The sequence below is a fragment of the Streptomyces sp. NPDC127119 genome, assembly GCF_042677425.1.
GTDB lineage: Bacteria > Actinomycetota > Actinomycetes > Streptomycetales > Streptomycetaceae > Streptomyces.
The window spans coordinates 11,548-31,015 of the sequence record NZ_JBHXTO010000092.1 but is presented as its reverse complement, the minus strand read 5'-3'; the positions used below and the strand labels follow the sequence as shown (position 1 = coordinate 31,015).

Annotated in this window: 20 protein-coding genes and 1 riboswitch; of the genes, 17 read left to right on the top strand and 3 right to left on the bottom strand. The window is 70.6% G+C overall.

Annotated elements, in window-relative coordinates:
* Nucleotides 1-31 precede the first annotated feature (31 nt).
* The 8 genes from lepB (at nucleotide 32) to ACFVH5_RS30390 (ending at nucleotide 6,957) form a co-directional block, all read left to right on the top strand.
* Entirely contained in the window at nucleotides 32-778 is a 747-nt protein-coding gene (gene lepB / locus ACFVH5_RS30425; protein WP_384813397.1) for a signal peptidase I, read from the top strand.
* The gene (locus tag ACFVH5_RS30420; protein ID WP_385836912.1) at nucleotides 768-1,289 is read left to right on the top strand and encodes an NUDIX hydrolase; all 522 of its coding nucleotides are present in this window, start codon (nucleotides 768-770) and stop codon (nucleotides 1,287-1,289) included. Before lepB ends, ACFVH5_RS30420 begins: the two co-directional genes overlap by 11 nt.
* A 55-nt stretch (nucleotides 1,290-1,344) precedes the next feature.
* Nucleotides 1,345-1,653, top strand: coding sequence for a DUF2469 domain-containing protein (locus tag ACFVH5_RS30415; protein WP_055510545.1), 309 nt, complete (start codon nucleotides 1,345-1,347; stop codon nucleotides 1,651-1,653).
* Between the two features lie 230 nt (nucleotides 1,654-1,883).
* Nucleotides 1,884-2,249, top strand: coding sequence for a YraN family protein (locus ACFVH5_RS30410; RefSeq protein WP_384813469.1), 366 nt, complete (start codon nucleotides 1,884-1,886; stop codon nucleotides 2,247-2,249).
* Entirely contained in the window at nucleotides 2,249-3,871 is a 1,623-nt protein-coding gene (locus ACFVH5_RS30405) for a YifB family Mg chelatase-like AAA ATPase (protein ID WP_385836911.1), read from the top strand. The genes ACFVH5_RS30410 and ACFVH5_RS30405 overlap by 1 nt, the downstream gene beginning before the upstream one ends.
* Nucleotides 3,868-5,043, top strand: a complete 1,176-nt coding sequence (gene dprA / locus ACFVH5_RS30400) for a DNA-processing protein DprA (protein ID WP_385836910.1) — start codon at nucleotides 3,868-3,870, stop codon at nucleotides 5,041-5,043. Before ACFVH5_RS30405 ends, dprA begins: the two co-directional genes overlap by 4 nt.
* A 272-nt stretch (nucleotides 5,044-5,315) precedes the next feature.
* Nucleotides 5,316-6,155 (top strand): RNA polymerase sigma factor WhiG, encoded by an 840-nt coding sequence (gene whiG / locus ACFVH5_RS30395; protein ID WP_210889477.1) that lies wholly within the window; start codon nucleotides 5,316-5,318, stop codon nucleotides 6,153-6,155.
* Nucleotides 6,156-6,399: 244 nt separating this feature from the next.
* Entirely contained in the window at nucleotides 6,400-6,957 is a 558-nt protein-coding gene (locus tag ACFVH5_RS30390; protein ID WP_385836920.1) for a TetR/AcrR family transcriptional regulator, read from the top strand.
* A gap of 21 nt (nucleotides 6,958-6,978) precedes the next feature.
* Here ACFVH5_RS30390 and ACFVH5_RS30385 read toward each other — a convergent pair whose 3' ends face one another.
* Nucleotides 6,979-7,581: a peptidoglycan DD-metalloendopeptidase family protein gene (locus ACFVH5_RS30385; RefSeq protein WP_385836919.1), complete on the bottom strand. Its 603-nt coding sequence runs from the start codon at nucleotides 7,579-7,581 to the stop codon at nucleotides 6,979-6,981.
* A gap of 464 nt (nucleotides 7,582-8,045) precedes the next feature.
* Between ACFVH5_RS30385 and rpsB the strand changes: the two genes are divergently transcribed.
* The 5 genes from rpsB to ACFVH5_RS30360 all read left to right on the top strand — a co-directional run bounded on the left by rpsB (nucleotide 8,046) and on the right by ACFVH5_RS30360 (nucleotide 12,820).
* Entirely contained in the window at nucleotides 8,046-9,005 is a 960-nt protein-coding gene (rpsB, locus tag ACFVH5_RS30380; protein ID WP_385836908.1) for a 30S ribosomal protein S2, read from the top strand.
* 151 nt (nucleotides 9,006-9,156) lie between these two features.
* Entirely contained in the window at nucleotides 9,157-9,993 is an 837-nt protein-coding gene (tsf, locus tag ACFVH5_RS30375) for a translation elongation factor Ts (RefSeq protein ID WP_384813409.1), read from the top strand.
* A 212-nt stretch (nucleotides 9,994-10,205) separates the two neighbouring features.
* Nucleotides 10,206-10,979 (top strand): UMP kinase, encoded by a 774-nt coding sequence (gene pyrH / locus ACFVH5_RS30370; protein WP_384813412.1) that lies wholly within the window; start codon nucleotides 10,206-10,208, stop codon nucleotides 10,977-10,979.
* Nucleotides 10,980-11,099: 120 nt separating this feature from the next.
* Nucleotides 11,100-11,657 carry a ribosome recycling factor gene (gene frr, locus ACFVH5_RS30365; protein WP_107021830.1) on the top strand — a complete coding sequence of 186 codons (558 nt, stop codon included), beginning with the start codon at nucleotides 11,100-11,102 and terminating at the stop codon, nucleotides 11,655-11,657.
* Nucleotides 11,657-12,820: a phosphatidate cytidylyltransferase gene (locus tag ACFVH5_RS30360; protein WP_385836907.1), complete on the top strand. Its 1,164-nt coding sequence runs from the start codon at nucleotides 11,657-11,659 to the stop codon at nucleotides 12,818-12,820. Before frr ends, ACFVH5_RS30360 begins: the two co-directional genes overlap by 1 nt.
* A gap of 40 nt (nucleotides 12,821-12,860) precedes the next feature.
* Here ACFVH5_RS30360 and ACFVH5_RS30355 read toward each other — a convergent pair whose 3' ends face one another.
* Together ACFVH5_RS30355 and ACFVH5_RS30350 are read right to left on the bottom strand one after the other, a co-directional pair.
* A complete protein-coding gene (locus tag ACFVH5_RS30355; RefSeq protein ID WP_385836917.1) occupies nucleotides 12,861-13,073 on the bottom strand; it encodes a hypothetical protein in 213 nt (70 codons plus the stop codon).
* Between the two features lie 74 nt (nucleotides 13,074-13,147).
* On the bottom strand, nucleotides 13,148-13,489 hold the full coding sequence (locus ACFVH5_RS30350; RefSeq protein ID WP_385836906.1) for a DUF6233 domain-containing protein: 342 nt from the start codon (nucleotides 13,487-13,489) through the stop codon (nucleotides 13,148-13,150).
* A 232-nt stretch (nucleotides 13,490-13,721) separates the two neighbouring features.
* On the opposite strand from ACFVH5_RS30350, the gene rlmN reads away from it, so the two are divergent.
* From rlmN to ACFVH5_RS30330, 4 genes are all read left to right on the top strand, one after another.
* Nucleotides 13,722-14,828 carry a 23S rRNA (adenine(2503)-C(2))-methyltransferase RlmN gene (gene rlmN / locus ACFVH5_RS30345; RefSeq protein ID WP_107021791.1) on the top strand — a complete coding sequence of 369 codons (1,107 nt, stop codon included), beginning with the start codon at nucleotides 13,722-13,724 and terminating at the stop codon, nucleotides 14,826-14,828.
* 72 nt (nucleotides 14,829-14,900) lie between these two features.
* Nucleotides 14,901-15,006: riboswitch (TPP riboswitch) on the top strand.
* A gap of 78 nt (nucleotides 15,007-15,084) precedes the next feature.
* On the top strand, nucleotides 15,085-16,185 hold the full coding sequence (locus tag ACFVH5_RS30340; RefSeq protein WP_385836904.1) for a thiamine ABC transporter substrate binding subunit: 1,101 nt from the start codon (nucleotides 15,085-15,087) through the stop codon (nucleotides 16,183-16,185).
* A complete protein-coding gene (locus ACFVH5_RS30335; protein ID WP_385836903.1) occupies nucleotides 16,161-17,873 on the top strand; it encodes an ABC transporter permease in 1,713 nt (570 codons plus the stop codon). Before ACFVH5_RS30340 ends, ACFVH5_RS30335 begins: the two co-directional genes overlap by 25 nt.
* Nucleotides 17,874-17,875: 2 nt before the next feature.
* Nucleotides 17,876-18,916 carry an ABC transporter ATP-binding protein gene (locus ACFVH5_RS30330; protein ID WP_385836902.1) on the top strand — a complete coding sequence of 347 codons (1,041 nt, stop codon included), beginning with the start codon at nucleotides 17,876-17,878 and terminating at the stop codon, nucleotides 18,914-18,916.
* Nucleotides 18,917-19,468: the final 552 nt, after the last annotated feature.

The following is a 19,468-nucleotide window of genomic DNA, read 5'->3' as shown; positions in this document are numbered from 1 at the left end:
AGGTCGATTCTCCGAGTTGGGGAGCACTGGGATGAGCGGGACAAGTCGTACGGACGAGGGCCACGGACGGCTCGGCAGCAAGCTGTCGGGGCTGGCCGTGGCCCTCGGCTGTGTGCTCTTCCTCGGTGGGTTCGCCTGGGGAGCGGTCGTCTACCAGCCGTACACCGTGCCGACCGACTCGATGTCGCCCACCATCGCGGGCGGCGACCGGGTGCTCGCCGAGCGGATCGACGGCTCCGAGGTGCAGCGCGGTGACGTCGTCGTCTTCAAGCAGTCCACCTGGGGCAACATGCCCATGGTCAAGCGGGTCGTCGCCGTCGGCGGGGACACGGTCGCCTGCTGCACGCAGGACAAGCTGACCGTCAACGGCAAGAAGATCGAGGAACCGTATCTGCCCAAGGGCAGCGCGGCCGAGTCGTCCACGATCCCCTCCATCGAGGTGCCCAAGGACCGGCTCTTCCTGCTCGGCGACGAGCGCAGCGGCTCGCTGGACTCCACCGCCCACCTGACGGAGGCCGGCAACGGCACGGTGCCGCGCAGCGCGGTGAACGCGCGCGTCGACGCGGTGGCCTGGCCCATGAACGGCATGCTGGCCCGCCCCACCGGCTTCGAGACGCTCGGCGCGACGTCCGAGCCGGGTCCCCTGCGCCTGGTCCTCACCGCGGTCGTGGCGGGTGCGGTGCTCGTCCTCGGCGGGGCCGCGTACGGGCCGGTCGCCAACCGGTCGGCACGCCGCCGCAGCCGTACGGGGGCGGGGGAGCGGGCTCTTGCCGGCTGACGCGTCGTCGCCGGCGGGCGGTGGCCTCGGCGAGCTGCGGAAGGTCGCCCGGGTGGTGCTGCTCGACCCGCAGGACCGCATCCTGCTGCTGCACGGACACGAGCCCGAGGACCCTTCGGACGACTGGTGGTTCACGCCGGGCGGCGGTGTGGAGGGCGACGAGACACGCGAAGAGGCCGCGCTGCGGGAAGTCGCGGAGGAGACCGGCATCACCGAGGTCGAGCTGGGTCCGGTGCTGTGGCGGCGGACCTGTTCGTTCCCGTTCGCGGGGCGTCGCTGGGACCAGGACGAGTGGTACTTCCTGGGCCGTACGACGCAGACGGCGACCGAGCCCACGGGGCTGACCGAGCTGGAACGGCGCAGTGTCGCCGGAGCGCGCTGGTGGACGTGCCGGGAACTTGCCCGGGCACATGAGACGGTGTATCCGACCAGACTCGCCGAGCTGCTGCTCAGGCTGCTCGACGAAGGGCCCCCGGCCAGGCCCGAGACCCTCGACACGGAAATCGTCTAGGGGCTCGCGGGGCTGGCGCACAATAGGGGGACGCACGGCTGAAGGGGAACATGCCATGAGCGCCGAGGACCTCGAAAAGTACGAGACCGAGATGGAGCTGAAGCTCTACCGGGAGTACCGCGATGTCGTCGGTCTGTTCAAATATGTGATCGAGACCGAACGGCGCTTCTACCTCACCAACGATTACGAGATGCAGGTGCACTCGGTTCAGGGCGAGGTGTTTTTCGAGGTGTCCATGGCGGATGCCTGGGTGTGGGACATGTACCGACCTGCTCGGTTCGTGAAGCAGGTGCGCGTTCTGACATTCAAGGACGTGAACATCGAGGAGCTGAACAAGAGCGACCTCGAACTGCCCAGCAGCTAGAACGGGGCAGTCGGGACGGCCGGGACGGTCCCGGGAGTTCTACGGCGGCCGCTCGTACGGGTGACTGAGTTGTCCACAGTCGAGCGGCCGTCCACCAAGATCCAACAGTGGATCGCGGTGGGCTCAGTGTTGGCGCCGGAGGTGGTGCCGACATGAAGACGTCCAAGGCATCCGAGGCATCCAAGGTTTCCGGGGCGCCCGACGCGCCCGACGTGTCCAAGACGCCCAACGTGTCCAAGGCACGCAACGCACTCGGCAGGTACGGCGAGGACCTGGCCGCGCGACGGCTGGCCGAGGCCGGCATGACGGTCCTTCAGCGCAACTGGCGCGCGGGCCGGGCCGGTGAGATCGACATCGTGGCCCGTGACGGCGACGCACTGGTCGTCTGCGAGGTCAAGACCCGCCGAGCGGGGCCCTTCGAGCACCCGATGGCCGCCGTGACCCCCGTCAAGGCCCGGCGTCTGCGCGGCCTCGCCGAGCGCTGGCTGCAGGAACACGGAGGGGCTCCACCCGGCGGCGTCCGTATCGACGTCGTGGGTGTCCTGCTGCCCGACCGCGGCGCCCCCGTCGTGGAGCATGTGCGAGGGGCGGCCTGATGGGCTTCGCGCGTACGTGCTCGGTGGCCCTCGTGGGCGTGGACGGTGTCGTCGTCGAGGTCCAGGCGGATCTGGAGCCAGGAGTGGCGGCGTTCACCCTGGTGGGACTGCCAGACAAGAGCCTGACGGAGAGCAAGGACCGCGTCAGGGCGGCCGTGGTCAACTCCGGCGGCGAGTGGCCGCAGAAGAAGCTCACCGTGGGCCTCAGCCCGGCCTCGGTGCCCAAGGGCGGCAGCGGATTCGACCTCGCCATCGCCTGCGCGGCCCTCGGCGCCTCCGAGCGCATCGACCCCCGTGTGCTCGCCGACATCGTGATGATCGGAGAACTGGGCCTGGACGGCCGGGTCCGGCCCGTACGGGGCGTGCTGCCGGCCGTGCTGGCCGCCGCCGAGGCGGGATACGAACAGGTGGTGGTGCCGGAGAGCGCGGCAGCCGAGGCCTCCCTGGTGCCCGGGGTGTCCGTGCTCGGAGTCCGCAGCCTCCGCCAGCTCATCGCGGTCCTCACGGACGAACCGGTGCCCGACGAGGACCCGGACGAGCAGGGCCGGACCGACCCGCTCGCGGGCCTGCGCATGCCGGGCACGGGCGCGGCCACCGGAATGCACAGCATGGGAGCCGCGCACTACGACCACGAACACGACCTCGCCGACGTCGTGGGCCAGCTCTCGGCACGCACCGCGGTGGAGGTCGCCGCGGCCGGCGGTCACCATCTGCTCCTGGAGGGCCCGCCGGGAGCGGGCAAGACCATGCTCGCCGAGCGGCTGCCCGCCATCCTGCCGCGACTCTGCCGGAGCGAGTCCCTTGAGGTCACGGCCGTCCACTCGGTCGCGGGCCTGCTGCCACCTGGCAAACCCCTGGTCGACGTCGCCCCCTACTGCGCCCCGCACCACTCGGCGACCATGCAGGCGCTGGTCGGGGGCGGCCAGGGGGTGGCACGACCGGGCGCGGTGTCGCTCGCTCATAGAGGAGTGCTTTTCCTGGACGAGACGCCGGAGTTCAGCAGCCGGGCCCTCGACGCACTGCGTCAGCCCCTGGAGTCCGGGCATGTGGTGATCGCGCGCAGTGCGGGTGTCGTCCGTTTCCCGGCGCGCTTCCTCATGGTCCTCGCGGCCAATCCCTGTCCCTGCGGCCGCTTCTCGCAGCGGGACTCCCTGTGCGAGTGCTCACCCTCCACGATCCGCCGCTACCAGGCCCGGCTCTCCGGACCACTGCTCGACCGCGTCGACCTGAGGGTGGAGGTGGACCGCGTCACCCGTGCCCAGCTGACGGAGCGGGGCGCGCGGGGCGAGACCACCGAGACGGTCGCCGACCGGGTCCGGGAAGCCAGGGCGCGGGCCGCCGCACGCCTGACGGACACCCCCTGGCGCACGAACAGCGAGGTACCGGGCCGCGAGCTCCGCAGCCGGTGGTACGCGTCCCCGGGCGCCATGGACGACGCGGAGCGCAGCCTGGAGCGCGGTGTGCTCACCGCCCGGGGGCTCGACCGTGTCCTGCGGGTCGCCTGGACCGTCGCGGACCTCGCAGGCCGTGACCGGCCGGGGGTGGCGGACGTGACCCTCGCGCTGCAACTGCGCACCGGGGTTCCCCGGGGGGTGCCGATGGCGATCGGGGCCTCCCGGTGAATCAAGGCTTTCCGGCGGGTGGAGCGAGCGGGGACGGGGAGCGGCTCCACCGGGCCTTCCTCGCACGGGTCGCCGAACCGGGGGACGAGGTCTGCGGACGATGGCTTCGTGAGTGCGGAGCGGGGGAGGTGGTCCGGCGCCTCGCCGGGGGCGGGCAGCAGCTGCCGGGAGTGACGGACGTGAGATGGGCCGGTCTGCGGGCCCGGGCCGAGCGGGCGGACCCGGAACGGGACCTCGCGGTGGCACGGGACAGCGGGACACGGTTCGTGTGCCCCGGCGATCCCGAGTGGCCCGCGCAACTGGACGACCTGGGGGATGCCAGACCCGTCGGGCTGTGGGTGCGGGGGCTGCCCAGTCTGCGGATGTGGGCGCTGCGCTCCGTCGCCGTGGTGGGCGCACGGGCCTGTACCGAGTACGGCGCCCACATGGCGTCGGCGCTCGGTGCGGGGCTCGCGGAGCGGGGGTGGGTCGTGGTGTCGGGAGGCGCCTACGGCGTGGACGGCGCGACCCACAGGGGCGCTCTCGGGGCGGGCGGAGCCACCGTCGCCGTGCTCGCCTGCGGGGTCGACCGGCCCTATCCGCGCGGTCACACGCAGTTGATCACCAGGATCGCCGAACAGGGACTGGTAGTGGGGGAGTTGCCGCCCGGCGACCATCCGACCCCGAGCAGATTCATCCTGCGGAACCGGGTCATCGCGGCGTTGACGCGCGGCACGGTGGTCGTCGAGGCGGCCTACCGCAGCGGTGCGTTGGCGACCGCCCGGGCCGCTCAGCGGCTGGGCAGATTCACGATGGGAGTACCGGGGCCGGCCACCAGCAGTCTCTCGGCGGGCGTGCACGAACTCCTGCGCGGGGACGCGGTGCTGGTCACCGATGCCGCGGAAGTCGCCGAGCTCGTCGGGGACATGGGCGAACTGGCCCCGGACCGGCGAGGACCGGTACTTCCGCGCGACCTCCTGGACCCGGAGGCCGCCCGGGTACTGGCCGCGCTGCCGGCCCGGGAGACGGCGTCACGGCGGGAGATCGCCAGGGACGCCGGGACGACCGAGGACGACGTGGTCGCGAGACTGTACGAACTCCGCTCACTTGGCTTCGTCGAACGACACGGCGACGGCTGGAAGTTGACACGCCAGGCCGCTCTGTCCATCGGTACGGATCGGGGGTGGCGCTGACCGAGAGTGTTCGGCCGTCCGGGCTACGCCCCGAAGTCCCCGGGATTTCCGTCAGTTGACGCTCCGCAGTGCTCACGCACGGCGACGGCCGCGCCTGTGCGGGACGTCCGGCGGAACGTATCTGCGCACGGTGAGTCCAGCACTGTTCGCACACTGCGACTCTCCAGTCACGCTACGCTCATATGGATTCCGACTCAGACAGGCAACTCGACATCAGACCGACAGCTCACGCAGTTACCCACAGTTCACTGCAGAACGGCACAAGGCGACGCATGCCCCAGCACACCTCCGGGTCCGACCGGGCGGCGGTTCCCCCCGCCGCCCGTGACGGCGGCGTGCGGCCGCCCGCCCCTTCGACGCTCGACGAGTTGTGGAGGTCGTACAAGACCACGGGCGACGGGCGGCTGCGCGAGCAGCTGATCCTGCACTACTCGCCGCTGGTGAAGTACGTCGCCGGCCGGGTGAGTGTGGGTCTGCCCCCCAATGTGGAGCAGGCGGACTTCGTCTCGTCGGGCGTCTTCGGGCTGATCGACGCCATCGAGAAGTTCGACATCGAGCGGGAGATCAAGTTCGAGACGTACGCGATCACGCGGATCCGGGGCGCGATGATCGACGAACTGCGGGCACTGGACTGGATCCCCCGGTCCGTGCGGCAGAAGGCGCGCAATGTCGAGCGGGCCTACGCGACGCTGGAGGCGCGGCTGCGGCGTACACCGTCGGAGTGCGAGGTGGCCGCCGAGATGGGTATCGCGGTCGACGAACTGCACGCGGTGTTCGGCCAGTTGTCGCTGGCCAACGTCGTCGCCCTGGAGGAGCTGCTGCATGTCGGCGGTGAGGGCGGCAACCGGCTGAGCCTGATGGACACCCTTGAGGACACCGCTGCCGACAACCCGGTGGAGGTCGCGGAGGACCGTGAGCTGCGGCGTTTCCTGGCGCGGGCCATCAATACGCTGCCCGAGCGGGAGAAGACCGTGGTGACCCTCTACTACTACGAGGGCCTCACGCTCGCCGAGATCGGCAATGTGCTCGGCGTGACGGAGAGCCGCGTCAGTCAGATCCACACCAAGTCCGTGCTCCAGCTCCGGGCGAAACTGGCGAGCTTCGGGCGCTGACCCCGCAGCCCCGGCTTCTGCCGCGAGCTGGTCCCGCAGCCCCGCTGACCTCGGGGAATCGTCCCTCGCCGGGACTTTGCGCGGGCGGACGGGAGCCCTGTCGGGCGGGTGGTCCGGGTGGGAGAGATCGCTTCGGGCCGGTGTCGCCGATCGGTGACTGACCGAGCCCTGACGGGCGAGAGTCTCCCGTCCTGGGCGGGGCGTCCGTAAAGTGGGGGGCGTGCCAAGGATTCGAGCGGCCTCCGTGGCCGAGCACCGGTCGATGCAGCGAGCCGCCCTGCTGGACGCGGCGCGGTCCCTGCTGTCCGAGGGCGGGACGGAGGCTCTGACGTTCCCGGCGCTCGCCGAGCGGACGGGACTCGCGCGGTCCTCCGTGTACGAGTACTTCCGTTCCCGCGCGGCGGTCGTCGAAGAGCTCTGCGAGGTCGACTTCCCGCTCTGGGCCGCCGAGGTCGAAACCGCGATGTCGCTGGCCGGGACACCCGAGGGCAAGGTCGAGGCGTACGTCCGCCGGCAGCTCGCCCTGGTGGGGGACCGGCGGCACCGGGCCGTCGTGGCGATCTCCGCGAGTGAGCTCGACGCGGGCGCGCGCGAGAAGATCCGTGCCGCGCACGGAGGGCTCGTCGCGATGATCGTGGAGGCGTTGCGGGACATGGGGCACGAGCAGCCCCGGATGGCCGCGATGCTTCTCCAGGGGATCGCGGACGCGGCGGTGCGCAGGATCGAGCTCGGTGCGGCCGACGAGCCCGGCGTGATCACCGAGGCAGCCGTCGCGATGGCTCTGCGAGGCGTGAGCGGCTGACGGCGGCTGGCGGGGGTTGCGTCACGTCGGCGCCCCTCCCGCTCCCCCTCCCGCTTCTGCTCTCGGTGCCGATCCCACGCCTGCTTCCGGCGTCGCTTCCGGCTCCGGTTCCGGGATGCCCGTGACCGGCAGCAGGCGTGACGGGCCCCTGGTCAGCAGCCATGGGGGCAGCAGGGACAGCGGGTCCAGGTAGGTGTCTCCGCGGCGCAGGCCCCAGTGGAGGCATGACATCGGGCAGTGGGACGTCGGCAGTTCCAGTACGCCCACTACCTCGCCCGCAGCGACCTCGGTGCCCTTCTTCAGCGTCGCCGCGACCGGCTCGTACGTCGTGCGCAGGGGCGGGGTGCCCGTGCCGGTCAGCTCGACCGAGACGACCCCGCGGCCCGCGACCCGGCCGGCGAAGGAGACGCGGCCGGGCGCGACGGCCCGGACCGGGGTGCCGGGGGCGGCCGTGAGATCGACGCCCCGGTGGCCCCGGCCGTAGACGGTCGCGGGCGGCTCCCAGCCCCGGGCCACCGACGGGCGCGACCCCACCGGCCAGGCGCGGCCGACGACGGGGACCGGCGGGTCCGCACCGTCAGGACCCCCACCGTCACCCGTGTCGGCAAGGGTGTCGGCACCCATGCCGTCACCCGTGCCGGGGTCGCCGACCCGGGCGATGGCCGCGGGGCCGCCGCCGAGGACCAGGCCCAGCAGAAGGCCGAGTATCAGCACGGCGGTCACCGTCAGGGCGCGCACCCTCATGACCGGCACCGTCATGGCAGGCCGCCGCATCGGTCTCGTACGAAGAAAACGATCTGCTCGCATGCGAGAACCGTGCCTCGAATGGCATGAAAAAAGGGATCATGGCCGGGATCTGTGGAGTACCCGTCGGTTGTGGACAGCGGCGTCACCCGGCACCCCGTGGGTCCCGTACACTTCTTGTGGCGATCCGGGTCACCGGGTCGACTTCGCACGCCCCGACATCAGGCCGTCAAACAGCCGATGTCAGCGCCCCTCGGTCCCTCGTGGCAAGGCGCAATGCGGGCGTCAGGCGCGACCGCCGTCCGGCGGACGCGGCACAACCGAGAACACCAAGGAGTACGGCCATGGCCGTCGTCACGATGCGGGAGCTGCTGGAAAGCGGCGTCCACTTCGGTCACCAGACCCGTCGCTGGAACCCGAAGATGAAGCGCTTCATCTTCACCGAGCGCAACGGCATCTACATCATCGACCTGCTCCAGTCGCTGTCGTACATCGACCGCGCCTACGAGTTCGTCAAGGAGACCGTCGCCCACGGCGGCACGGTCATGTTCGTCGGCACGAAGAAGCAGGCGCAGGAGGCCATCGCCGAGCAGGCGACCCGCGTCGGCATGCCCTACGTGAACCAGCGCTGGCTGGGCGGCATGCTCACCAACTTCTCGACCGTCTACAAGCGTCTGCAGCGTCTCAAGGAGCTTGAGCAGATCGACTTCGAGGATGTGGCCGCGTCCGGCCTCACCAAGAAGGAGCTGCTCGTCCTCTCCCGCGAGAAGGCCAAGCTGGAGAAGACCCTCGGCGGTATCCGCGAGATGTCCAAGGTGCCCAGCGCCGTCTGGATCGTGGACACCAAGAAGGAGCACATCGCGGTCGGTGAGGCCCGGAAGCTCAACATCCCGGTCGTCGCCATCCTCGACACCAACTGCGACCCCGACGAGGTCGACTACAAGATCCCGGGCAACGACGACGCGATCCGCTCCGTCACCCTGCTCACCCGCGTGATCGCCGACGCCGTCGCCGAGGGCCTCATCTCCCGTTCCGGTGCCGGCAAGGCCGCCGAGGGTGACAAGGCCGCGGGCGAGCCGCTCGCCGCGTGGGAGCGCGACCTGCTTGAGGGCGGCGAGAAGAAGGCCGACGAGACCGTTGCCGAGGCGCCCGCCGCCGAGGCTCCGGCCGCCGAGGCCGAGGCCCCCGCCGCTGAGGCCGAGACTCCGGCCGAGGCCCCCGCCGCCGAGGCCGAGGCTCCGGCTGTCGCCGAGGCCCCCGCCGAGGCCGAGGCTGAGAAGCCGGCCGCGGCCGAGCAGGCCTGACGATCCAGCGTCACGGTTGAGTGAGGGCGGGCGGCGCCTCGTGCGTCGCCCGCCGTTCACCCCCAGCCCGTAGATCTTCGGTGGACGCCCGCCCGATCAGCGGCGGACGCCGACTCCGAGACTTCGAACTCCGAGAAGAGATTCACAGATCATGGCGAACTACACCGCCGCCGACGTCAAGAAGCTCCGTGAGCTCACGGGCGCCGGCATGATGGACTGCAAGAAGGCGCTGGACGAGGCCGACGGCAACGTCGACAAGGCCGTCGAGGCGCTGCGCATCAAGGGCCAGAAGGGCGTCGCCAAGCGCGAGGGCCGCTCCGCCGAGAACGGCGCCGTGGTTTCCATCATCGCCGACGACAACACCTCCGGTGTCCTGGTCGAGCTGAAGTGCGAGACGGACTTCGTCGCCAAGAGCGAGAAGTTCCAGGTCGTCGCCAACCAGATCGCCGAGCACGCCGCCGCGACCTCCCCGGCCGACATCCAGGCGCTCCTCGCCTCGGAGATCGAGTCCGGCAAGACGGTCCAGGCGTTCGTCGACGAGGCCAACGCGAACCTGGGCGAGAAGATCGTCCTCGACCGCTTCGCCCAGTTCACCGGCGCCTACGTGGCCGCGTACATGCACCGCACCATGCCCGACCTGCCCCCGCAGATCGGTGTCCTGGTCGAGCTGGACAAGGCCGACGCCGGTCTTGCCAAGGGCATCGCGCAGCACATCGCCGCCTTCGCGCCGAAGTACCTCTCCCGTGAGGATGTTCCGGCCGAGGTCGTCGAGTCCGAGCGTCGTGTCGCCGAGGAGACCACGCGCGCCGAGGGCAAGCCCGAGGCCGCGCTCCCGAAGATCGTCGAGGGTCGCGTCAACGGCTTCTTCAAGGAGGCCACCCTCCTCGGTCAGCCGTACGCGCTCGACAACAAGAAGTCCGTCCAGAAGGTCCTGGACGAGGCCGGTGTCACCCTGAAGCGCTTCTCGCGCATCAAGGTCGGCATCTGAGTCCGTACCGCGATCGACGCGCGATCCCGCTAGGGTCGACAGCAGTCGTCCGTGTCGGTCGCGCAGACCGTCACGCGCGGGCGTGAACGGACGACAGCAGATCTGACGAGGAGGCCATTGCCGCGCATGGGATGCGAACAACACCCCACCGGCAGTGGCCTTCTTCGTATGTGCGACCCGTATGTGCGACACGTAGAAGAGGCGAGATCTCCATGACCACCACCCAGGCCGCCGACAAGGACGAAAAGAGCGACACCGGCAAGGGCTCCGGCCGCTTTCTGCTGAAGCTTTCCGGTGAGGCGTTCGCCGGTGGCGGAGCGCTCGGCGTCGACCCCGACGTGGTGCACAAGATGGCCCGGGAGATCGCCGCGGTGGTCCGCGGTGGCGCCCAGATCGCCGTCGTCATCGGGGGCGGCAACTTCTTCCGGGGAGCCGAGCTCCAGCAGCGCGGCATGGACCGGGCCCGCTCCGACTACATGGGCATGCTCGGCACCGTCATGAACTGCCTCGCCCTCCAGGACTTCCTGGAGAAGGAGGGCATCGACTCGCGCGTGCAGACCGCCATCACCATGGGGCAGGTCGCCGAGCCGTACATCCCGCTGCGAGCCGTGCGGCACCTGGAGAAGGGCCGTGTGGTCATCTTCGGCGCCGGGATGGGCATGCCGTACTTCTCCACGGACACCACCGCCGCCCAGCGCGCGCTGGAGATCGACGCCGAAGCGCTGCTGATGGGCAAGAACGGTGTGGACGGGGTCTACGACTCCGACCCCAAGACCAACCCCGGAGCGGTCAAGTTCGACGCGCTCAGCTACGGCGAGGTCATCACCCGCGACCTGAAGGTCGCCGACATGACCGCGATCACGCTGTGCCGCGACAACAAGCTCCCGATCCTCGTCTTCGAGCTTCTCGCCGAGGGCAATATCGCTCGGGCGGTCAAGGGTGAGAAGATCGGCACGCTCGTGGGTGACCAGGGCAGTCGGGCCTGACCGGGGGATGGACAATGTCCTGCCGGTCCGGAACCGTTCAGGAATAAGACGCGACGCAGCCGGCCGCCTAACCGCCAGGGAACCGCAGCCGGGCCTACTCAAGACACGCAGGAGCAAGTGGTGATCGAAGAGACCCTCCTCGAAGCCGAGGAGAAGATGGAGAAGGCCGTCGTGGTCGCCAAGGAGGACTTCGCCGCGATCCGCACCGGCCGTGCGCACCCGGCGATGTTCAACAAGATCGTGGCGGACTACTACGGCGCGTTGACCCCGATCAACCAGCTGGCCTCGTTCTCGGTGCCCGAGCCGCGTATGGCCGTGGTGACCCCGTTCGACAAGAGCGCGATGCGCAACATCGAGCAGGCGATCCGCGACTCCGACCTCGGCGTCAACCCGAGCAACGACGGCAACATCATCCGGGTGGTGTTCCCCGAGCTCACCGAGGAGCGCCGCAAGGACTACATCAAGGTGGCCCGCACCAAGGCCGAGGACTCCAAGATCTCGATCCGTTCCGTCCGCCGCAAGGCCAAGGACGGCATCGACAAGATGATCAAGGACGGCGAGGTCGGCGAGGACGAGGGCCGCCGTGCGGAGAAGGAGCTCGACGACACCACCGCGAAGTACGTCGCGCAGGTGGACGAGCTGCTCAAGCACAAGGAAGCAGAGCTGCTCGAAGTCTGATGAACGACTCTTCCTGGGGGGCGCCGCCACAAGCCGGGTACTGGGGGCCGTCCGACCGGGGGCCTGTCCAGGGGGATGCCCCGGCGGGTCCCGCGTACGATGCGCACCACGCGCAGCAGACTCGCCCCATGCCCATCGTGCCCGACGTACCCGCGCATGGCGGAGACCAGGATGACGACCGGGGGGCTGCTCGGACGGGCGGCCCCCTGTTCCGCGACGAGACGCCGCCACCGTCGACGCCGCCGCCGTTCCAGACTTCGTCGCAGCATCCGCAGCATCCGCAGCATCCGCTGAATCAGCAGGAGCCCATGACCAGCGCCGCACAGCCCGCACCCGCGCCGCAGAAGAAGAGCGCGGGCCGCGACCTGGGTGCTGCCATAGGGGTCGGCGTCGGGCTCGGCGTGGTGATCGTCGCGTCGCTGTTCGTCGTCAAGGCCGTCTTCATCGGCGTCATAACGGTCGCTGTCGTGGTCGGTCTGTGGGAGCTCACGTCGAGGCTCGCGGAGCGCAAGGACATCAAGGCGCCGCTCGTGCCGCTGGCGCTGGGCGGCGCGGCGATGGTCGTCGCCGGTTACGTCCGCGGGCCCGAGGGCGCCTGGGTGGCCATGGCGCTCACCGCGCTCGCGGTCCTCGTCTGGCGGATGACGGAACCGCCCGAGGGCTACCTCAAGGACGTCACCGCGGGGGTCTTCGCGGCCTTCTACATCCCGTTCCTCGCCACCTTCGTGGCGATGATGCTCACCGCGGACGACGGTGCGTGGCGGGTCCTCACGTTCCTGCTGCTGGCCGTGGTCAGCGACACGGGCGCGTACGCCGTCGGGTGGCGCTTCGGCACGCACAAGCTCGCCCCCCGCATCAGTCCCGGCAAGACCCGCGAGGGCCTGCTCGGCGCGGTCGCCTTCGCGATGGTGGCGGGCGCGCTGTGCATGCAGTTCCTCATCGACGACGGCACCTGGTGGCAGGGCCTGATCGTCGGCTTCGCGGTCGCGGTCAGCGCCACGCTCGGCGACCTCGGCGAGTCGATGATCAAGCGGGACCTGGGCATCAAGGACATGGGCACCCTGCTCCCGGGCCACGGCGGGATCATGGACCGACTGGACTCGCTGCTGCCCACCGCTCCCGTGGTGTGGCTGCTGCTGGTGCTCTTCGTCGGATCGGGCTGACCGTACCGGGCGCCTCATGACCCGGGGGACCCCCGGCCGGTCACGGCCGGGGGTCTTCGGCGTCCGGGCCCTCCGGGGAGTACTCGTGCGGCCGGCCGCCCTGCCACTTCACCCACCGCGGGTCGTCCAGCAGCTCCCAGGCGTCGTCCGGCAGGCCCGCCCGGCGCAGGAACTCGACCAGGTCGGTGTCGCTGTGGGCGAGCCCGAAGACCTGGCCGTGGATGGTGACCCGGCGCCCGCGGGCGCCCGTCATGCGGTGCACGACGATGGGCGCCGCGTTCGTCCCGCCCGTCCCGCTCGTGTTCTCGTCCTGCGGCCGTTCGCCGTTCACAGCACACCCAGATCGTTGTCGGGCCGGCAGTAGGGGCACGCGCTGATGCCGTCCTCCGTGAGAGCCCGGAGCGCCTGCTCGCGGGGCAGCGGTTTGGTGTTCTTGCCTGCCATGCCGCAGTCGCTCGTATGGACGGCGTCGGGGGCGGGTCTGCCGCCCGCTCTTCGCAACGCGAGCTTCCAGCCGGGCGTTGCCGAGGGCGGTGTGGGCGTGGCACGGGCGGCGGCTGCCTCCTGACGTTCGAGCTCGGCGATGGTGTCGTCTGTGCGGCGCAGCTGCCAGGCCAGCCATTCGCGGACGCTGCGCAGGCGATCCAGGCGAGGCACTTTATCGGACACGCGTTCGATTCTAGGTCCTAGTGTGGCCTAGATGGCAACGCGACCGCCGGAAGAGGCCCCTGAAGGGGTGAGGAGCCGTGAAGATGCGGCGACCATCCGGCACAGCGGCACAGCGGCACAGCGGCACAGCGGCACAGCGGCACAGCGGCACAGCCGCACAGCCGCACAGCCGTGCGCCCCCGAAACCTCGCGGCTCAGGTCACACGAATCGATCTGCGACACTGGTACAGCCATGCCTAAGCCCGGAGAACTCACATTCGTCGCCCCCCGCGGAGCCAAGAAGCCGCCGCGGCACCTTGCCGATCTCACGCCTGCCGAGCGTAAAGAGGCCGTTGCCGCGGTCGGTGAGAAGCCGTTTCGTGCCAAACAGCTCTCGCAGCACTACTTCTCGCGGTTCGCGCACGACCCCGAGCAGTGGACCGACATCCCTGCCGGCTCGCGCGCCAAGCTGCAGGAAGCCCTGCTGCCCGAGCTGATGACGGTCGTGCGGCATCTGTCCACCGATGACGACACCACCCGCAAGACCCTCTGGCGGCTCTTCGACGGCACGCTCGTCGAGTCCGTGCTGATGCGCTACCCGGACCGGGTCACCATGTGCATCAGCTCACAGGCCGGCTGCGGGATGAACTGCCCGTTCTGCGCGACGGGACAGGCCGGTCTCGACCGGAACCTGTCGACCGGCGAGATCGTGCACCAGATCGTCGACGGCATGCGGGCGCTGCGCGACGGGGAGATCCCCGGTGGCCCGGCGCGGCTCAGCAACATCGTCTTCATGGGCATGGGCGAGCCGCTCGCCAACTACAAGCGGGTCGTCCAGTCCATCCGGGCCCTCACCGACCCGGAGCCGGACGGGCTCGGGCTCTCGCAGCGCGGGATCACCGTCTCGACCGTCGGTCTCGTCCCCGCCATCAACCGGTTCGCCGACGAGGGCTTCAAGTGCCGTCTCGCCATCTCCCTGCACGCACCGGACGACGAGCTGCGCGACACCCTCGTACCGGTCAACACGCGGTGGAAGGTACGGGAAGTGCTGGACGCGGGCTGGGAGTACGCGGCCAGGTCGGGGCGCCGGCTCTCCATCGAGTACGCGCTCATCCGGGACATCAACGACCAGGCGTGGCGCGGTGACCGGCTCGGGCGGATGCTCAAGGGCAAGCCGGTGCATGTGAACCTGATCCCGCTGAACCCGACGCCCGGCTCCAAGTGGACCGCCTCGCGGCCCGAGGACGAGAAGGCGTTCGTCGAGGCGATCGCGGCCCATGGGGTGCCCGTCACCGTCCGGGACACCCGTGGTCAGGAGATCGACGGGGCGTGCGGACAGCTCGCGGCCACCGAGCGGTAGTCTGGCGAGTCGTACGGACATTCCGTACGACAGCATTTCCGTACGACAGCGTTTTCGTATGACGACATCTTCATATTCCGACAGGGGAGCGCCACAGCGCTGAGAGTGCGGGACAGCCCGCAGACCCTCTGAACCTCGCCCAGGTCATTCTGGGTAGGAAGTTCGGTCACTACTCAAGCTGTTGCGCCCTGCCCGGGATCCGTTCGAGGTCCGGGGCAGGGCCGCGTCTCTTCCTGGTCAACCCAGGAGGAATCGAGTGAGCAACAAGAGCAACATCTTCAGGATCACCGCCGTGGTCGCGGCCGGCGGTCTCGGCCTCGCCGCGCTCGGCGCCTGCGGGTCGTCCGACTCCGGGGACGGCGACGGGGGCTCCGGGTCCAAGACCGTCACCCTCGTCAGCCATGACTCCTTCGCGTACACCAAGGACGTACTGAAGGCGTTCGAGAAGGAGTCCGGGTACAAGGTCCGGGTCCTCAAGGACGGCGACGCCGGGCAGGCCGTCAACAAGGCGATCCTCACCAAGGACAACCCGCAGGGAGACGTCCTCTTCGGCGTCGACAACACCCTGCTCTCCCGCGCGCTCGACAACGGACTGTTCCAGTCGTACGAGGCCAAGGGCGCGGACGGCATCCAGGCCCGGTACCGGGTCGACCAGGACAAGCACCGGGTCACGCCCATCGACTCCGGAGACATCTGCGTCAACTACGACAAGGCCTGGTTCAGCGAGCACAAGCTGGCCGTGCCGACGTCCTTCGACGATCTGATCAAGCCCGCGTACAAGGATCTCCTCGTCACCGAGAACGCCTCGACCTCCTCGCCCGGCCTCGGTTTCCTGCTCGGCACCGCCGCCGAGTACGGCGACAAGGGCTGGGAGGGCTACTGGAAGAAGCTCAAGGCCAACGGCGTGAAGGTCGTCGACGGCTGGGAGCAGGCCTACAACGAGGAGTTCTCCGGGTCCGCCGGCGGCAAGAAGGCCAAGGGCGACCGGCCGCTCGTCGTCTCGTACGCCTCCTCGCCGCCCGCCGAGGTCATCTACGCCGACCCCAAGCCGAAGACCGCGCCGACCGGAGTCGCGGACGGCACCTGCTTCCGCCAGGTCGAGTACGCGGGCCTGCTCAGCAACGCGAAGAACACCGAGGGCGGCAAGGCGCTCATCGACTTCCTGGTGGGCAGGCAGTTCCAGGAGGACATGCCGCTCAACATGTTCGTCTACCCGGTGATCGAGGGCGCCAAGGTGCCCGACGCGTTCACGCAGTACGGTCCCGCCGCCGCGAACCCCGAGACCCTGGACCCCGCCAGGATCGCCGACAACCGTGACGAGTGGGTCAAGTCATGGACCTCGCTCGTACTGAAGTAGAGCCCCGCTCGCGCCCCCGGTCTGCGTGGTCTGCGCGCCGGGGGAGCGTGGCACGGCTCGGGCTCATGGTCGTGCCCGTCGCGTTCTTCGGGGTCTTCTTCGCCTATCCGGTCGTCGCGATCACCGTCCGCGGGCTGAAGGTCGACGGGGTCTGGCGGTTCGGGCGGATCGCGGACGTGCTCGGACAGTCCGACATCCGGCACGTCCTGTGGTTCACGACCTGGCAGGCGCTCGCCTCGACGGCGCTCACCCTGCTGGTCGCGCTCCCCGGCGCGTACGTCTTCGCGCGCTTCGAGTTCAGGGGCAAGCAGATCCTGCGGGCCGTCGTGACCGTGCCGTTCGTGCTGCCGACGGTCGTCGTGGGCACGGCCTTCCTGGCACTGCTCGGGCGCGGCGGGCTCCTGGACGAACTGTGGGGCGTACGCCTGGACACCACCGTCTGGGCCATCCTGCTCGCGCACGTCTTCTTCAACTACGCGGTCGTCGTCCGCACGGTCGGCGGCCTCTGGTCGCAGCTCGACCCGCGGCAGGAGGAGGCCGCCAGAGTGCTCGGCGCCTCCCGGTTCGCGGCCTGGCGCAGGGTGACCCTCCCGGCGCTCGGCCCGGCCGTCGCCGCCGCCGCGCTCATGGTGTTCCTCTTCACCTTCACCTCCTTCGGTGTCGTGCAGATCCTCGGCGGCCCCACCTTCTCCACGCTCGAAGTCGAGATCTACCGGCAGACCTCGGAGATCTTCGACCTCTCCACGGCCGCCGTGCTGACGCTCGTCCAGTTCGTCGCGGTCGGCGCGATCCTCGCCGTCCACGCCCGGACCGTACGGCGGCGGGAGACGGCCCTGCGGCTGGTGGACGCGGCCACGACCGCACGACGGCCGCACGGCGCGGGGCAGTGGGCGCTGCTCGCGGGCGTCCTCGGCACCATCGCCGTCCTGCTCGTGCTGCCGCTCGCCGTCCTGGTCGAGCGCTCGCTCGACGCCCCCGGCTTCGGCTACTACAAGGCGCTCACCCGCAACGAGGGCAGCCTCTTCCTCGTCCCGCCCATCGACGCCGTCGGCAACTCGCTGCGGTACGCCTTCGCCGCGACCGCCATCGCCCTGCTGATCGGCGGACTCGCCGCCGCCGCGCTCACCCGGCGGGACACCGGACGGCTCGGACGTCTCGTCCGCGGCTTCGACGCGCTGCTCATGCTGCCGCTCGGCGTCTCCGCCGTGACCGTCGGCTTCGGCTTCCTCATCGCGCTCGACGAGCCGCCGCTCGACCTGCGGAGCACCTGGATCCTGGTGCCGCTCGCGCAGGCGCTGGTGGGCGTCCCCTTCGTCGTACGGACCATGCTGCCGGTGCTGCGCGCGGTCGACGGACGGCTGCGCGAGGCCGCGGCGGTGCTCGGGGCCTCGCCCTGGCGGGTGTGGCGCGAGGTCGACCTGCCGATGGTGCGGCGGGCGCTGCTGATCGCGGCCGGGTTCGCGTTCGCGGTGTCGCTGGGCGAGTTCGGCGCGACCGTCTTCATCGCACGGCCCGACAACCCGACGCTGCCGGTCGCCGTGGCGCGGCTGCTCGGGCGGGCCGGAGACCTCAACTACGGGCAGGCCATGGCCCTGTCGACCCTCTTGATGCTCGTGTGCGCGGTGGCGCTGCTGGTCCTCGAACGCCTTCGCACCGACCTTCGCTCCGACCGGACGGGAGAGTTCTGACGATGCTCGAACTGGATGGGGCGACCGTACGGTTCGCAGGGCGGGCCGTGCTCGACGACGTCGGGCTCGATGTCGCCGAGCACGAGATCGTGTGCGTCCTCGGGCCCAGCGGCAGCGGCAAGTCGACGCTGCTGAGGGCGGTCGCCGGGCTGCAGCATCTCGACGACGGGCGGGTGTTCCTGGAGGGCCGCGACCTCGACGGGGTGCCCGCGCACAAGCGGGGGGTCGGCCTGATGTTCCAGGACCATCAGCTGTTCCCGCAGCGCGATGTGGCTGGAAACGTGGCCTTCGGGCTGCGGATGCACGGGGAGTCGAAGCAGCGACAGGCAGTCAGGGTGGGGGAGTTGCTGGCGCTCGTGGGGCTGCCGGGCGCGCAGGGGAGGGCTGTCGCGTCCCTCTCCGGGGGCGAACAGCAGCGGGTCGCGCTCGCCCGTGCGCTGGCTCCGCGGCCCCGGCTGCTCATGCTCGACGAACCGCTCGGCCAGCTGGACCGCTCGCTGCGTGAACGGCTGGTGGTCGAACTGCGCGAACTCTTCGGCGAGTTGGGCACCACCGTGCTCGCGGTCACCCACGACCAGGGCGAGGCCTTCGCGCTCGCGGACCGGGTCGTCGTGATGCGGGACGGGCGGATCGCCCAGTCGGGTACGCCGCTTGAGGTCTGGCAGCGTCCGGCCGACGAGTTCGTGGCCCGCTTCCTCGGCTTCGAGAACGTGACCGGGGCGACCGTCTCCGGGGAGGCCGCGGCCACGCCCTGGGGCAAACTGCCGGTGCCTTCGGGCACTCCGCAGGGTGAGGTCACGCTGCTCGTCCGGCCCGCGGGGGTACGGCTCGTACCGGTCGCGGAGGGGCTGCGGTGCGCGGTGGCCGCGCGGACCTTCCGAGGCACGCATGTCGCCGTACAGCTGCAGGCGGAGGGGGCGCCGCGGTTGGAGGCGGCGTGTGCGTTGCGGGACGCGCCGGGGGTGGGGGAGGAAGTGGGGGTGGCCTTCGACGCGGCCGATGTGGTCGTGCTCGGGCGCGCGGACCCTCCGGGGGCCTGCTGATGCGCGGTCCGTGGCGGCGCTCGGGTGCGGCGTAGGACGTGCCCGTCGGGGGCTGGGTGGGTGTTGTGGGGGCCTGGGAGAGTGGGCCCGTCGCTCAGGGCGTTCGGCTCGCGCCGGGTGCGGAGGTGGGCGCGTGGGCGGTCCGTGGCGCCGGGAGACTCGACCTGCGGGTCGGTGGGGGCCGGTCGCGCCGTTCCCCGCGCCCCTGAGAGACAAAAGATTGCGCCGTTCCCCGCGCCCCTGGTGGGTTGTGCCGGTCCCTGTGCGCCTGAAGGCGAAGGATTGCGCCGTTCCCCGCGCCCCTGAGAGCGACAAGCCAAGCCTGCGCCGTTGCCCGCGCCCCCGAGAGTGACAAGCCGAGCCTGCGGCGTTGCCCGCTTCCCCGAGAGTGCCCCGAGGGCGGGGCGGCCCCCGGTGGTCCCGGACGCAGTAGTGGGCCGGCCCCCCAGGGGGGGGGTTTGGGGGGGGCCCCACGGGGGGGGGCGGGGGGGTTTTGTTGGGCCCCGCGGGGGGGCGCGGACATAAACCCCGCCGCCGCCCCCCCCGCCGCGG